This window comes from Pseudomonas alkylphenolica, assembly GCF_004025535.1.
In the GTDB taxonomy this organism is placed as follows: Bacteria; Pseudomonadota; Gammaproteobacteria; order Pseudomonadales; family Pseudomonadaceae; genus Aquipseudomonas; species Aquipseudomonas alkylphenolica_A.
In genome coordinates, this window is sequence record NZ_QJRG01000033.1 from 94,839 (window position 1) to 109,407 (window position 14,569).

15 protein-coding genes are annotated in these 14,569 nt (G+C 62.2%); 10 read left to right on the forward strand and 5 right to left on the reverse strand.

What is annotated here, in order from left to right:
• Nucleotides 1-86: 86 nt before the first annotated feature.
• The 8 genes from cycA to DM813_RS00590 all read left to right on the forward strand — a co-directional run bounded on the left by cycA (nt 87) and on the right by DM813_RS00590 (nt 8,359).
• The gene (cycA, locus tag DM813_RS00555) at nt 87-1,514 is read left to right on the forward strand and encodes a D-serine/D-alanine/glycine transporter (RefSeq protein ID WP_128321504.1); all 1,428 of its coding nucleotides are present in this window, start codon (nt 87-89) and stop codon (nt 1,512-1,514) included.
• Between the two features lie 206 nt (nt 1,515-1,720).
• Nucleotides 1,721-2,986 (forward strand): urea ABC transporter substrate-binding protein, encoded by a 1,266-nt coding sequence (gene urtA / locus DM813_RS00560; RefSeq protein ID WP_128321505.1) that lies wholly within the window; start codon nt 1,721-1,723, stop codon nt 2,984-2,986.
• 121 nt (nt 2,987-3,107) lie between these two features.
• Nucleotides 3,108-4,595, forward strand: a complete 1,488-nt coding sequence (gene urtB, locus DM813_RS00565; protein ID WP_128321506.1) for an urea ABC transporter permease subunit UrtB — start codon at nt 3,108-3,110, stop codon at nt 4,593-4,595.
• Nucleotides 4,595-5,674: an urea ABC transporter permease subunit UrtC gene (urtC, locus tag DM813_RS00570; protein ID WP_128321507.1), complete on the forward strand. Its 1,080-nt coding sequence runs from the start codon at nt 4,595-4,597 to the stop codon at nt 5,672-5,674. Before urtB ends, urtC begins: the two co-directional genes overlap by 1 nt.
• Nucleotides 5,671-6,531 (forward strand): urea ABC transporter ATP-binding protein UrtD, encoded by an 861-nt coding sequence (gene urtD, locus DM813_RS00575; protein WP_206617347.1) that lies wholly within the window; start codon nt 5,671-5,673, stop codon nt 6,529-6,531. The genes urtC and urtD overlap by 4 nt, the downstream gene beginning before the upstream one ends.
• Before the next feature lie 31 nt (nt 6,532-6,562).
• On the forward strand, nt 6,563-7,261 hold the full coding sequence (gene urtE / locus DM813_RS00580) for an urea ABC transporter ATP-binding subunit UrtE (RefSeq protein WP_128321508.1): 699 nt from the start codon (nt 6,563-6,565) through the stop codon (nt 7,259-7,261).
• Nucleotides 7,262-7,297: 36 nt separating this feature from the next.
• A complete protein-coding gene (locus DM813_RS00585; RefSeq protein WP_128321509.1) occupies nt 7,298-7,831 on the forward strand; it encodes a GNAT family N-acetyltransferase in 534 nt (177 codons plus the stop codon).
• 6 nt (nt 7,832-7,837) lie between these two features.
• Nucleotides 7,838-8,359 (forward strand): GNAT family N-acetyltransferase, encoded by a 522-nt coding sequence (locus tag DM813_RS00590; RefSeq protein ID WP_128321510.1) that lies wholly within the window; start codon nt 7,838-7,840, stop codon nt 8,357-8,359.
• An 8-nt stretch (nt 8,360-8,367) separates the two neighbouring features.
• On the opposite strand, the gene DM813_RS00595 is transcribed toward DM813_RS00590, so the two are convergent.
• Together DM813_RS00595 and cbpA are read right to left on the reverse strand one after the other, a co-directional pair.
• Nucleotides 8,368-8,673 carry a chaperone modulator CbpM gene (locus DM813_RS00595; protein WP_128321511.1) on the reverse strand — a complete coding sequence of 102 codons (306 nt, stop codon included), beginning with the start codon at nt 8,671-8,673 and terminating at the stop codon, nt 8,368-8,370.
• Between the two features lie 2 nt (nt 8,674-8,675).
• The gene (gene cbpA, locus DM813_RS00600) at nt 8,676-9,626 is read right to left on the reverse strand and encodes a curved DNA-binding protein (protein WP_128321512.1); all 951 of its coding nucleotides are present in this window, start codon (nt 9,624-9,626) and stop codon (nt 8,676-8,678) included.
• Nucleotides 9,627-9,785: 159 nt separating this feature from the next.
• Between cbpA and DM813_RS00605 the strand changes: the two genes are divergently transcribed.
• Entirely contained in the window at nt 9,786-11,051 is a 1,266-nt protein-coding gene (locus DM813_RS00605) for an Hsp70 family protein (protein ID WP_128321513.1), read from the forward strand.
• A 96-nt stretch (nt 11,052-11,147) separates the two neighbouring features.
• On the opposite strand, the gene DM813_RS00610 is transcribed toward DM813_RS00605, so the two are convergent.
• Together DM813_RS00610 and DM813_RS00615 are read right to left on the reverse strand one after the other, a co-directional pair.
• A complete protein-coding gene (locus DM813_RS00610) occupies nt 11,148-12,155 on the reverse strand; it encodes an AI-2E family transporter (protein ID WP_128321514.1) in 1,008 nt (335 codons plus the stop codon).
• 114 nt (nt 12,156-12,269) lie between these two features.
• Entirely contained in the window at nt 12,270-12,554 is a 285-nt protein-coding gene (locus DM813_RS00615) for a PsiF family protein (protein WP_128321515.1), read from the reverse strand.
• Between the two features lie 198 nt (nt 12,555-12,752).
• Between DM813_RS00615 and DM813_RS00620 the strand changes: the two genes are divergently transcribed.
• Nucleotides 12,753-13,649 (forward strand): DMT family transporter, encoded by an 897-nt coding sequence (locus DM813_RS00620; protein ID WP_128321516.1) that lies wholly within the window; start codon nt 12,753-12,755, stop codon nt 13,647-13,649.
• Here DM813_RS00620 and DM813_RS00625 read toward each other — a convergent pair.
• Entirely contained in the window at nt 13,630-14,520 is an 891-nt protein-coding gene (locus tag DM813_RS00625; protein WP_128321517.1) for an esterase/lipase family protein, read from the reverse strand. The genes DM813_RS00620 and DM813_RS00625 overlap by 20 nt on opposite strands.
• Between the last annotated feature and the right edge of the window lie 49 nt (nt 14,521-14,569).

The following is a 14,569-nucleotide window of genomic DNA, read 5'->3' on the forward strand; positions in this document are numbered from 1 at the left end:
GAGACGTATTGTCACGTCTGCGCCGGGAACGCGCGTGTTAGCCTAGCCGCGCACTTGCGAACAGCACTAAACGGAATGCCACTCACATGACCGCGAATTCATCCCCGCAACACCCCTCGACGGACGAACACGATCACCTGCAACGCAGCCTGTCCAACCGTCATATCCAGCTGATTGCCATCGGTGGCGCCATCGGCACCGGCCTGTTCATGGGCTCGGGCAAAACCATCAGCCTGGCTGGCCCTTCGATCATCTTCGTCTACATGATCATCGGCTTCATGCTGTTCTTCGTCATGCGTGCCATGGGCGAACTGCTGCTGTCGAACCTCAACTACAAGTCGTTCATCGATTTCTCCGCCGACCTGCTCGGCCCTTGGGCCGGCTACTTCACCGGCTGGACCTACTGGTTCTGCTGGGTGGTCACCGGTATTGCCGACGTCGTCGCCATCGCTGCCTACACACAGTTCTGGTTCCCCGACCTGCCGCAGTGGATACCGGCGCTGACCTGCGTCGGTGTGCTGCTGTCGCTGAACCTGATCACCGTGAAGATGTTCGGCGAAGTGGAGTTCTGGTTCGCCATGATCAAGATCGTCGCCATCCTCGGCCTGGTCGTTACCGGCCTGTACATGGTCATCACCGGATTCCAGTCACCGTCCGGACGCACTGCGGACCTGGCCAACCTGTGGAACGACGGCGGCATGTTCCCCAACGGGGTGCTGGGCTTTTTCGCCGGTTTCCAGATAGCCGTGTTCGCCTTCGTCGGCATCGAGCTGGTGGGTACTACCGCCGCTGAAGCGAAGAACCCGGAGCGCACCTTGCCCCGGGCGATCAACTCGATCCCGATCCGCATCATCGTGTTCTATGTGCTCGCCCTGATCGCGATCATGGCCGTGACCCCGTGGCGCGACGTGGTACCGGGCAAGAGCCCGTTCGTCGAGCTGTTCGTGCTGGCCGGCCTGCCGGCCGCGGCGAGCATTATCAACTTCGTGGTCCTCACCTCGGCAGCCTCTTCGGCGAACAGCGGGGTGTTTTCCACCAGCCGCATGCTGTTTGGCCTGTCGCAGGAAGGCGATGCGCCCAAGGCGTTCGAGAAACTCTCGTCGCGCAGCGTGCCGGCCAACGGCCTGTACTTCTCCTGCACCTGCCTGCTGCTGGGCGCCGTGCTGATCTACCTGATACCCGACGTGGTCGAGGCGTTCACCCTGGTCACCACGGTCTCGGCGGTGCTGTTCATGTTCGTCTGGACGCTGATCCTGCTGTCGTACCTGAGCTACCGCAAACAACGCGCAGCACTGCACCAGGCATCGAACTACAAAATGCCGGGCGGGCGCTTCATGTGCTACGTGTGCCTGGTGTTTTTTGCCGGCATCCTGGTGCTGCTGAGCCTGGAAGACGACACCCGTGCGGCGCTGCTGGTCACCCCGATCTGGTTCGTGATCCTGGCCGTCACCTATCAGTTCGTGCGCAGCAAGCGGCACCCGCGCACGGCAGTGCGCAACACCAACAGCAACTGACCCTCCTGTGGGAGCGGGCTTGCCCGCGAATGGGCCGCACTGCGGCCCCAATGCTGTGCACGCACCTTCGCCAAGCACCAAGCTGGCCCCGCCCTGCGCCCCGATTCATCGCACAACCCCTCTATTGCGCCAATTCCCGCCTCTCGGCACACCCCTTGCAATCTCCGTCTGGCCAACACCAAAACCATCTCATCGGAGAGAGCACAATGAATCGTCGCAGTCTGATCAAGGCCTTCACCCTCAGCGCATCGATCGCCGCGATGGGCCTGAGCTGGAGCATCCAGGCCGCCGAGACCATCAAGGTCGGCATCCTGCATTCGCTGTCGGGCACCATGGCGATCTCCGAGACGTCGCTCAAGGACATGGCCTTGATGACCATCGAGCAAATCAACGCCAAGGGCGGCGTGAACGGCAAGCTGCTCGAGCCGGTGGTGGTCGACCCGGCCTCGAACTGGCCGCTGTTCGCCGAGAAGGGCCGCCAGTTGCTGACCCAGGACAAGGTTGCCGTGGTCTTCGGCTGCTGGACTTCGGTGTCACGCAAGTCGGTCCTGCCGGTGTTCGAAGAGCTCAACGGCCTGCTGTTCTACCCCGTGCAGTATGAAGGCGAAGAAATGTCGCCCAACGTCTTCTACACCGGCGCCGCTCCCAACCAGCAAGCGATCCCCGCGGTGGAATACCTGATGAGCGAAGAAGGCGGCGGTGCCAAGCGCTACTTCCTGCTTGGCACCGACTACGTCTACCCGCGTACCACCAACAAGATCCTGCGCGCATTCCTGCACAGCAAAGGCGTCGCCGACAAGGACATCGAAGAGGTCTACACACCGTTCGGGCATGCCGATTACCAGACCATTGTCGCCAACATCAAGAAGTTCGCTGCCGGCGGCAAGACGGCGGTGATCTCCACCGTCAACGGCGATTCCAACGTGCCGTTCTACAAAGAGCTGGCCAACCAGGGCCTGAAGGCCACCGACGTGCCCGTAGTGGCCTTCTCGGTGGGTGAAGAAGAACTGCGCGGGATCGACACCAAACCCCTGGTCGGCCACCTGGCTGCGTGGAACTACTTCGAGTCGGTGCAGAATCCGGTGAACACCCAGTTCGTCAACGACTGGAAGGCCTACGCCAAAGCCAAGAACCTGCCAGGCGCCGACAAGGCCGTGACCAACGACCCGATGGAGGCTACCTACGTCGGTATTCACATGTGGGCCCAGGCAGTGGAAAAAGCCGGTACCACCGATGTCGACAAGGTCCGTGAAGCGCTGGCCGGGCAATCCTTCAAGGCACCGTCTGGTTACACCCTGACCATGGACAAGACCAACCACCACCTGCACAAGCCGGTAATGATCGGCGAGATCCAGGATGACGGTCAGTTCAACGTGGTCTGGGAAACCGAGCAGCCACTGCGGGCACAGCCGTGGAGCCCGTTCATTCCGGGCAATGACAAGCGGCCGGATTATGCGGTGAAGGGTAACTGAGCCACTGGGGCCGCTGTGCGGCCCATTCGCGGGTGAACGCGCTCCCACAAAGAACCACACCGAATCTGTGGGAGCGGGTTCACCCGCGAAGCATCCACCGCCGACTTTCAGGATTGCCCGCATGCTCAGACTCCTGCTCACCCTCCTCCTGCTGTTGCCCTTGGCAACCCAGGCCAGCGAAGGCGAATATTTCATCACCGCCAAGCCCGCCGAACAGGTCAGCCTGCTCGAAGGCTGGGCCGCACAACCCGACGCCGCCCGCCTGCCGTTGCTGGACAACCTGCATCAAGGGCGCATTGCCGAGGGAGACACGCGCAAACTACGCCTGAACAACCGTCTGCGCGGGTTGCTGGAGAACACTTTAGCCAGCCATCAACTGCTCAGCGATGTGGCCAAGGTGCGCCTGGCCGCCGCTCAACAGCTGCAAAAAAGCGCGCAACCGGCCCAAGTCGCATTTCTCGACCGACGCTATGCCATCGAGGCGGATGCCGCCGTGCGCGCGGCGCTCGGCCTGGTGCTGGCCAACCTGCAACTGGCCGCCCCAGAGCCATCGGTACGCCTGGCAGCCGTGCGTTTGCTTGGCGAAACTGGCGATCCCATGGCCCGTACGCGCCTCGAAGCCCTGCTCGAACCGGGCGTGGAAACCGACACCAATGTGCGCACCGCCGCCGAAACCAGCCTGGCGCAGGTCAAACGCAAGCTGCTGTTCGGCGAGTTGCTCGGCCAGGCTTTCAGCGGCCTGTCACTGGGCTCGATCCTGCTGCTCGCCGCCCTCGGCCTGGCGATTACCTTTGGCTTGCTCGGGGTCATCAATATGGCCCACGGCGAGATGCTGATGCTCGGGGCGTACGCCACCTATGTCGTGCAGGTGCTGATAGCACGCTACGCGCCGGGCGCTATCGAGTTCTATCCGCTCATCGCCTTGCCGGTGGCGTTCGCCGTCAGCGCCGGGGTCGGCATGCTGCTGGAGCGCACGGTGATTCGTCACCTGTACGGACGTCCGCTGGAAACCCTGCTGGCGACCTGGGGCATCAGCCTGATCCTGATCCAGGCCATCCGCCTGTTGTTCGGCGCTCAGAACGTTGAAGTGGCCAACCCGGCCTGGCTCTCTGGCGGCCTGCAGGTACTGCCCAACCTGGTGCTGCCTTACAGCCGCCTGGTGATCATTGGCTTTGCCCTGTTTGTGGTGCTGCTGACCTGGCTGCTGTTGAACCGCACCCGCCTGGGCCTGAACGTACGGGCGGTCACCCAGAACCGCAACATGGCTGCCTGCTGCGGCGTGCCTACCGGGCGTGTGGACATGCTTGCCTTCGGCCTCGGTTCCGGTATCGCCGGGCTCGGTGGCGTGGCCTTGAGCCAGATCGGCAACGTCGGCCCGGACCTAGGCCAGAGCTACATCATCGATTCCTTCCTGGTGGTGGTACTGGGCGGCGTCGGCCAGCTCGCCGGCAGCCTGTGGGCAGCGTTCGGCCTGGGCATCGCCAACAAGTTGCTGGAGCCGCAGATCGGTGCGGTGCTCGGCAAGATCCTCATCCTTGCACTGATCATTCTGTTCATCCAGAAGCGCCCGCAAGGCCTCTTCGCACTCAAGGGACGGGTAATCGACTGATGAACCAGCCTCTGCTTGTTACTGCCAGCCAGAAAGCCGGCCCGCGCTGGACTCTGGCCACCGGCGCAGTCGTCCTGCTGGTGCTGCTGGCCCTGCCACTGCTGTCGTTGCTGCCTGAGGGCCACAGCCTGCACGTCTCGGCCTACACCCTGACGCTGGTCGGCAAGATCCTCTGCTATGCCATCGTCGCCCTGGCTCTGGACCTGGTCTGGGGCTATGCCGGGCTACTGTCGCTGGGCCACGGGCTGTTCTTTGCGCTGGGCGGCTATGCCATGGGCATGTACCTGATGCGTGAGGCCGCCGGTGATGGCCTGCCCGCGTTCATGACTTTCCTGTCGTGGACCGAGCTGCCCTGGTACTGGGCCGGCACGCAGCATTTCGCCTGGGCCCTGTGCCTGGTGGTGCTGGCGCCGGGCCTGCTGGCCCTGGTGTTCGGCTTCTTCGCCTTCCGCTCGCGGATCAAGGGCGTGTATTTCTCGATCATGACCCAGGCGCTGACCTTCGCCGGCATGCTGCTGTTTTTTCGCAACGAGACCGGCTTTGGCGGCAACAACGGCTTCACCAACTTTCGCAGCATCCTCGGCTATGAGATCACTGCGCAAAGCACCCGGGCCGTACTGTTCCTGCTTACGGTCAGCTTGCTGGTAGCCAGCCTGTACCTGGGCTGGCGCCTGGCCCGGAGCAAGTTCGGGCGGGTGCTGACCGCGCTGCGCGATGCCGAAAACCGCCTGATGTTCTGCGGCTACGACCCACGGGGGTTCAAGCTCTTCGTCTGGGTGTTGAGCGCAGTGCTGTGTGGCCTGGCAGGGGCGCTGTATGTGCCGCAGGTGGGCATCATCAACCCCAGCGAAATGTCACCGACCAACTCGATCGAAGCCGCCGTGTGGGTCGCCCTGGGTGGGCGCGGCACCCTGATCGGCCCGTTGCTTGGCGCCGGCCTGGTCAACGGCATGAAGAGCTGGTTCACCGTCGCCTTTCCCGAGTACTGGCTGTTCTGCCTGGGCGCGCTGTTCATCCTGGTGACCTTGTACCTGCCCAAGGGCGTGGTCGGACTGCTGAAGAAGAGGGGCGAACAATGAGAGCCATTCCACTGCCACCGGCCCACCCCGAGTTCATGCTCGAGCCGGTCCTCGACGCCGGCAGCGGCCGCGATGCCATCGGCCTCGGCCAGGCCCGCAGCCAGGGCCTGGATGCCCGCCACGGCACGGTACTGACCCTGGAAGACATCAGTGTCAGCTTCGACGGTTTCAAAGCCCTCAATGCCCTGAACCTGTACATCGGTGTTGGCGAGTTGCGCTGCATCATCGGCCCCAACGGCGCCGGCAAAACCACCCTGATGGATGTAATCACCGGCAAGACCCGCCCGACTACAGGCAAGGCCTGGTTCGGCGACACCCTGGACCTGACCCGCATGAGCGAAGTGCAAATCGCCCAGGCCGGTATCGGTCGCAAGTTCCAGAAGCCAACCGTGTTCGAGGCCTTGAGTGTGTTCGAAAACCTGGAACTTGCGCAAAAGGCCGACAAATCGGTGCTGGCCAGCCTGATTGCGCGGCTGAGCGGCGAACAGCGCGACCGCATTGACGAGGTGCTGCAGACCATTCGTCTGAGCGCTTCGGCCCAGCGTCCGGCCGGGCTGCTGTCCCACGGCCAGAAGCAGTTCCTGGAGATCGGCATGCTGTTGATGCAAGACCCGCAACTGCTGCTGCTCGATGAGCCAGTGGCGGGTATGACCGATGCCGAAACCGAGTTCACCGCCGAGTTGTTCAAGGGTCTGGCCGGCAAGCATTCGCTGATGGTGGTCGAGCATGACATGGGCTTTGTCGGCAGCATTGCCGACCACGTGACGGTGTTACACCAGGGCAGTGTGCTGGCCGAAGGGTCGCTTGAGCAGGTGCAGGCCGACGATCGGGTGATCGAGGTTTACCTGGGGCGATGAGGCCGGAACAGACAAACGACGGGTATCAGACATGCTGAAAATCGATGCACTTCATCAGTACTACGGCGGCAGTCACATTCTGCGCGGCCTGTCATTCGAGGCAAAGGTCGGCGAAGTGACTTGCCTGCTGGGCCGCAACGGGGTTGGCAAAACCACCTTGCTGCGCTGTTTGATGGGCCTGCTGCCCACCCGCGAAGGCAGCGTGCAATGGGAAGGCCAGACCATCACCGGCTTCAAGCCCCACCAGAGGGTGCAGGCGGGTATCGCCTACGTCCCCCAGGGCCGTGAAATCTTCCCGCGCCTGACGGTCGAGGAAAACCTGCTGATGGGCCTTTCACGGTTTAGTGCCAGCCAGGCGAAAAGTGTCCCACCGTTCATCTACGAACTGTTTCCGGTCCTGTTGCAAATGAAGCACCGCCGCGGCGGCGACCTCTCAGGGGGGCAGCAACAGCAACTGGCCATCGGCCGCGCCCTGGCCAGCCAGCCGCGCCTGCTGATCCTCGATGAACCCACCGAAGGCATACAGCCCTCGGTCATCAAGGAAATCGGCGCCGTGATCAGCAAGCTGGCCGCCCGCGGCGACATGGCCATCCTTCTGGTCGAACAGTTCTACGACTTTGCCGCCGAACTGGCCGACCAGTACCTGGTGATGTCACGGGGGGAGATTGTCCAGGCCGGGCGTGGCGAAAACATGGAGGCCGAAGGTGTGCGCGGCCTGGTAACCATTTAATCTGGGCGACAGTTCGTACACCTTCGAGAAAACGTCATGACTTACCTGATTCGTGATGCCGTACCCGCCGATCTGCCGGGTATTCGCGACATCTACAACGACGCCGTGCTCAACACCACGGCGATCTGGAACGAGCAACCCGTTGATCTGGCCAACCGCCAGGCCTGGTTCGACGCCCGCCAGGCCCAGCGCTACCCGATTCTGGTGGCCGTGGCGGCCACGGACCCGGCGCAGGTGCTCGGCTATGCTTCATTTGGCGACTGGCGCCCCTTCGAAGGCTTTCGCCACACCGTCGAACACTCGGTGTATATCCGCAGCGATCAGCGTGGCAACGGCCTGGGGCCACTGCTGATGCAGGCGCTCATCGAACGCGCCCGCAACAGTGACAAGCACGTCATGGTTGCCGCCATTGAAAGCGGCAACGCCGCCTCGATCCGCCTGCATGAACGCCTGGGCTTTACCCTCAACGGGCAAATGCCGCAGGTGGGGGTGAAGTTTGGCCGCTGGCTGGACCTGACCTTCATGCAGTTGATCCTCAACCCCGGCGCGGCCCCAAGCGCCAAGGAGTAATGCCGAATGAATGCTGCGCACCTTCATCGTGTCACGCATGAAAGCCTTGCCCACTTTCGCGACGGCCTGGTGACGTTGTTGCTGGATGCGGTTCGCCACGGTGCCTCGGTGGGATTTCTGGACGATATCGACGCGCAGCAGGCCAACAGCTACTTCGATGAAGTGAAACAGCGCCTGAGCAGCGGCGAATTGCTGCTGTGGGTGGTCAGCAAGGATCAGGAAGTGATTGGCAGCGTGCAGTTGGGGTTGTGCCAGAAGCCCAATGGCCTGAATCGCGCCGAAGTGCAAAAGCTGTTGGTGCACAGCCAGGCGCAGCGCCACGGCCTGGGCCAACAGCTGATGCAGGTGCTGGAAGCGACAGCCCGGCAGAAACAGCGCGGCATGCTGTACCTGGACACCGAGGCCGGGTCCGGGGCCGAGGCGTTCTACCGGGCGCTGGGGTACACCAAGGCCGGTGAGATCCCGCAGTATGCCTGCAGCCCCGACGGCACCTACCGGGCGACGGCGTTGTACTACAAGCTGCTATAGGGTCAGCGTCACCCCTGCACAAACCTGCCCAGGCGCTGCTTGAGCATGCTGTTCTCGCTGCGTAGTTGCTGAACCTCCTCCAGCAACTCCAGCGCGAGCGCCACCCCCTCCCACTCCAGTTCAAGTTCGCGCTGCAGCTTCGCCGCGCGCTTGGCCAGGACCGGAGCCTGATCGTCAAACAGCCACTCTTCCGGCGTTCGCCCGGAAGGTTCGACAATGCCGTGTTCGACGATTTCGATCACGTAGGCAGCCGGCAAATCGGCTTCCTGACAGAGGGTCTGCATGTCCAGTTGAACGACCAGGGTACTGCTCATGCTCAGTTACTCCATTGTGTCCTCGGATTGAACGCCGCTTTTTCTGCCAGCTTGCCCCACAGTTCGCGGGTTGCGTCGTCGCTCTGGCTCGGCATCACCACTTTCAGTTGCGCATACAGATCACCGCGCTGGCCCTGTTTGTTGGCCAGCCCCATGCCCTTGACCCGCAGACGCTGACCGCTCTGGCTATCCGGACGAATGGTCAGGTTGATCTTGCCGGTGAGGGTCGGCACCGCCACCTTGGTACCCAGTGCCGCTTCCCACGGGGCCAGCGGTACGGTAATGATCAGGTCATGACCTTCGACATCGAACAGCGGATGCGGTGCCATGCGAATGGTCAGGAACAGGTCGCCGTTGGCGCCTCCGCCGATGCCTGCCGCGCCCTGGCCCTTGAGGCGAATTTTCTCGCCGTCGGTGACGCCGGCCGGAATCTTCACGTTCAGGGTCTTGGTGGTGAAGCCGGTACGCTGGCCCGCGGCATTGTGTTGCGGCACCTGGAAGCTGATCTGCTTCGACTCGGCAGACAGGGTCTCTTCGAGGAAAATCGCCAGTTCCATTTCCACGTCCTGCCCTCGCCGACCGGCGCTGCGTTGTTGTTGGCCACGGCCGAAAGGATTGCCGTTGCCACCGCGTGAGCCGAAGATCGAGCTGAAAAAGTCGGAGAAGTCACCACCTTCAAATCCGCCGGTGTTGCGACTCTCCCAACCCGGAGGTCCCTGGAACGGGCGGCCATGCTGGCCGTATTTGCGCAACTCGTCGTATTCAGCGCGCTTTTCGGCGCTGCTGAGGACGTCGTGGGCCTCGTTCACCTCTTTGAATTTTTCCTCGGCGTCACGCTCTTTGCTGACGTCAGGGTGATACTTGCGCGCGAGCTTGCGGTAGGCGGTCTTGATCGCCTTCTCGTCCGCAGTCGGCTCAACGCCAAGAATCTTGTAATAGTCTTTGAAGTCCATCTAAGGAATCACCATAAAGTTGTTCAATGCTTCTGAAGATTGGGGTCAAGCATAGCCTTTCAAGGTCGTCTTGGGTTTGCTGTAAAGCAGATAATCGGTCTTGATTCTGCTGGCCACTGGCATAAACTGCGCGGCCGTTTTTCCCCGGAAGTACATCCCATGAGTGACGCATCCCCGGCCCGTGCCTGTGGCATCGACTTCGGCACCTCCAACTCCACCGTAGGCTGGCATCGCCCGGGCGTGGAGTCGTTGATCGCCCTGGAGGACGGCAAGATCACCTTGCCGTCGGTCGTGTTCTTCAATATCGAAGAACGCCGCCCGGTCTACGGCCGCCTGGCCCTGCACGAATACCTCGAAGGGTACGAAGGCCGGCTGATGCGCTCGCTCAAGAGCCTGCTGGGCTCCAAGCTGATCAAGCACGACACCAGCGTGCTGGGCACCGCCCTGCCGTTCAAGGACCTGCTGGGCATGTTCATCGGCGAGCTCAAGGGCCGCGCCGAAGCCAATGCCGGACGCGCGTTCGATGAAGTGGTGCTGGGCCGCCCGGTGCACTTTGTCGATGACGACCAGGCCGCCGACCAGGAAGCCCAGGACACCCTGGAAGAAGTCGCGAAGAAAATCGGCTTCAAGGAAGTCTCCTTCCAGTTCGAACCGATCGCTGCCGCCTTCGACTACGAGTCGAACATCCAGCACGAGGAGCTTGTGCTGATCGTCGACATCGGCGGGGGTACCTCGGACTTCTCCCTGGTGCGCCTGGCACCCGAGCGCCACATGCTCGACGACCGCCATGAAGACATCCTCGCCACCGGCGGTGTGCACATCGGCGGTACCGACTTCGACAAACAATTGAGCCTGCAGGGCGTCATGCCGCTGTTCGGTTACGGCAGCCGGATGAAAAGCGGTGCCTTCATGCCGACCAGCCACCACATGAACCTCGCCACCTGGCACACCATCAACACGGTGTACTCGCAAAAATCCCAGCTGGCCCTGGGCAGCATGCGTTATGACATCGAAGACACCAATGGCATCGACCGCCTGTTCAAGCTGATCGAACAGCGCGCCGGTCACTGGCTGGCGATGGAAGTGGAAGAAACCAAGATCGAACTGACCCACGCCGACAGCCGCCTGGTCGACCTCAAGCGCGTCGAGCCGGGACTCAATGTCGAGCTGAGCCGCGCCCTGTTCGAAGAATCCATCGACAACCTGCTCGAGCGCGTGCGTGGCAGCGTCAGCGAGCTGCTAGCCAAGGCGGGTGTGGGCGTCGAACAGGTTGATACCGTGTTCTTTACCGGCGGTTCCAGCGGTATCCCGGCCTTGCGCCAGAGTGTCGCGGCCATGCTGCCCAAGGCCCGCCATGTCGAAGGCAACATTTTCGGCAGCATCGGCAGCGGCCTGGCGATCGAGGCGCGCAAGCGTTACGGCTGATTGCCAAGGGGGCGCTCCGCGCCCCTATCGCAGGCTTCACCTGCTCCCACAGGATTTGTTGTGCTCTTGTGGGAGCATGCGAAGCATGCGATTGCCTCACACCAATTCGGCCTGACGCAACTCGCTCTTCAGGTACGCGTAATAAATCGGCCCTGCCACCACCCCCGGCAAACCAAACGCCGCCTCGCACACCAGCATCGCCAGCAGCAGCTCCCAGGACTTGGCGCTGATCTGCCCACCGACAATCCGCGCGTTGAGGAAGTACTCGACCTTGTGGATAACAATCAGATAGCCCAGCGCCGCCATGGCCACCCAGATCGACAGCGACAGGCCGACGATGGTGATCAGGGTGTTGGACATCAGGTTGCCGATCACCGGCAGCAGGCCGAGCAGGAAGGTCAGCACGATCAGGGTCTTGGTCAGCGGCAGGTGCACCCCGAACATCGGCAACACCACTGCCAGGAAGATCCCGGTGAAGAAGGTGTTGAGCAGTGAAATCTTGATCTGCGCAAACACGATATTGCGAAACGCCTGCACCAGCAGCGCCAGGCGGTTGAACAGCGCCGCAGCCAGCGGCTTGCGCCGGGAAATGTCCGGGATGCGCTGCAAGGCGACAATCGCTCCGAGGATCATGCCGATCAACAGGGTGACAAACATGTGCGCCGCGCCCTTGCCCACCAGCTGCAACTCGCCCAGGTGCGTCTTCAACCATTCACCGATGGCTACCTTGAACTCTGCGGCGCTGGCCGGCAGGTAGGCATCGACGAAGGGGGGCAATTGCCCACGTGCCTGATCCACCAGCAGCATGAACTTGTCCAGCGAGGCGCCGGGGTTCTCTGCCTCATGCAGCAGGAAGCTGATGGCGCCGGCAAACAGCAGCGTCAGGGTGCTGACCACCAGGGTGCCAAGCAATGCCACCGCCAACCAGCGCGCGCGCTGTCCGGAAATCAGGTGCTGCAGCTTCGGGGTCAGCATGTTGACCAGCTCGAACACCAGGAGGCCCGCCAGCAGGCTCGGCAACAGCTTGAGCGGCAACGCCAGCAACAGGCCGGCGAAGACAATGATCCAACTGGCCAGCTTGATCTGGCGCGGAGTAAAGGTCATACAACCTCAAAGGGGCAACTGCAGGAAAAGGCGCAGTCTGCCAGCCTTCGCCGGGCAGGCATAGAGGCTCGGCCGCTGCATCGGTAGCGGCTACGCCAGGTCAGGTTCGGCGGGTCATTTTTTCTTCAGGCAATTGCTCATGAACGCGTTGCGCTCATCGCCCTTCAGCGCCTTGGTCGCGGCGTCGGCATTGCAGGTTTTCATTTTTTCCTGCTGGGGTGTCAACGGCTTGGCCTTCAGGCAATTGCTCATGAACGCATTGCGTTCATCGCCCTTTAGGGCTTTGGCAGAGGCATCGGCATTGCAGGTTTTCATTTTTTCCTGCTGCGGTGTATCTGCAAAGCTGTACGAACACATCAGCAACCCCACCATCAGCAGCGGCAAACGCAGGTGCGTCATGGCCTTCTCTCCTCGTCGCCGCACCCAGTGCGCAGCTTCGACAAAAGTGTAGACAAGATTTCCTGTAGGTCGTTGGCCGGGTCAAACCTCACCTATAGCCCTGAAACCTGCGCGAAAAGTCGAATTATCGCTGTACGGTACAACCAACACGGAAAACCAATGGATAATGGCCGGCTGTACCTATAGAGCTTGTGTTTAATGAATTATACGTTCCCCTTGCTGGCCATCCTGATCTGGGCCGGCAACACAGTCATCACCAAGATGTCGGCCGGTGCGATCTTTCCGGCCGAAATCGGCTTCTATCGCTGGCTGCTGGCCGGCGTGCTGTTCACGCCGTTCCTGTTACGCCCGATGTTGCGCCGCTGGAGCGATATCCGCCCCAACCTGGGCAAGATTTTCATCCTCGGCGTACTGGGCATGGCGGTGTACCAGAGCCTGGCCTACTTTGCCGCTGCAATCACCAGCGCCACCAACATGGGCATCATTCTGTCGCTGATGCCGTTGATGTCGCTGGCCATGGCCATCATCAGCCTGGGACTGCGCCTGACCTACGGCGCGCTGATCGGCGCGCTAGTGTCGTTCTTCGGCGTAATGGTGGTGGTATCGGCCGGCGATCCGGCGATGTTGTTGCAACACGGCGTCAACGGTGGCGACGCGCTGATGCTGATTGCCACCCTCGCCTACGCGCTCTACAGCACCTTGCTGAAGAAATGGCAGCTGCGCCTGCCGCCCCTGCTGCTGCTTTACCTGCAAGTGCTGGTGGCGATCATTGTGTTGTTCCCACTGTTCGTGTTTTCAGAGAAAACCGGCCTGGGTAGCGGCAATATCGGCCTGGTGCTGTATGCCTGCGTGCTGGCCTCGATGGTTGCGCCACTGGTGTGGATGCAGGCGGTCAGCCGCTTGGGGCCAAGCCGCACCACGCTGTTCTTCAACCTGTTGCCGGCAGTCACCGCAGTTATTGCCGCAGTGGTACTCGACGAGCAACTGGCCCTGTACCACCTGGGTGGCGGCCTGCTGACCCTCGCCGGGGTGATTCTCGCCGAACGCTGGAAAACACCGGTTCGCCCTGCCGGTGCTACAGCCCCGCAGCCTTGAGGCGGGCAGCATGCTCGGTGAACAGGCGCACCGGCTCGGCCCCCTTGCCTACCGCGCCCAGTGACTGATTGACGATGTCCAGGTGATCGAGCGGATAGTCATCGCCGATCACCTGGCCCAGATGCGAGCTGTAACGCCCGACCATGCCGTCGCAATGACCGGCTTCATGCACGAAGGTTTTGGCAAACAACCGGCAAAAGCGGTTGCTGCCATCCAGGCGGTTCAGGCCTTGGTCGGTCAAGCCCGGCTGCAAGGTACCGGACCATGAGTAGTAGCGCACGCCCCCCACTTCAGCCGGCCCCTCGCCGCCCCAGGTGCTAGGCAGCCCCTGCGGATACGCTTGATTGAACAGGGCAACTCCGGAGCGGGTCAGCGAATGGTGCGAGGCATGCACGTCGATCGGCAGCCTGGGCCCACGCCACCCCGTCTCCAGCCAGCCCAGCAGCACCCCCAGGCCATGTAGCAGGGCCTTGAGCAGACGCCCACGGGCAGAGTCGGCCGGGTACTTTTCGTGCAGGTAATCCGCCAGCTCAGAGCCATGATTCGGCCCGGCAATCGAGGTGACCGAGGCAACCCAATCCGGCCGCTTGCCGGCCGCATAGCGCGCTGTCAGCGCGCCCTGGCTATGCCCCAGCAGGTTGACCTTGTCAGCACCGGTCTGCTGGCGAATGTCCGCGATGATCTGCAGCAACTGTTCGCCACGCACTTCGGTGGAGTTGATCGGCGACACCTGAATCGCAAACACCCTGGCCCCGCCCCGGCGCAATGCCGAAACGATGCCGAACCAGTAGGGGTAAAGCACCAGGCGAACGAAGCCGAGCATACCGGGCACCAGCACCAGTGGATAACGCGTGGCAAGTTCTTGAGCCATGGCTGCATTTCCCGTTCCGTGGACTGTCGGCCCCACCCTACAGGCAGTT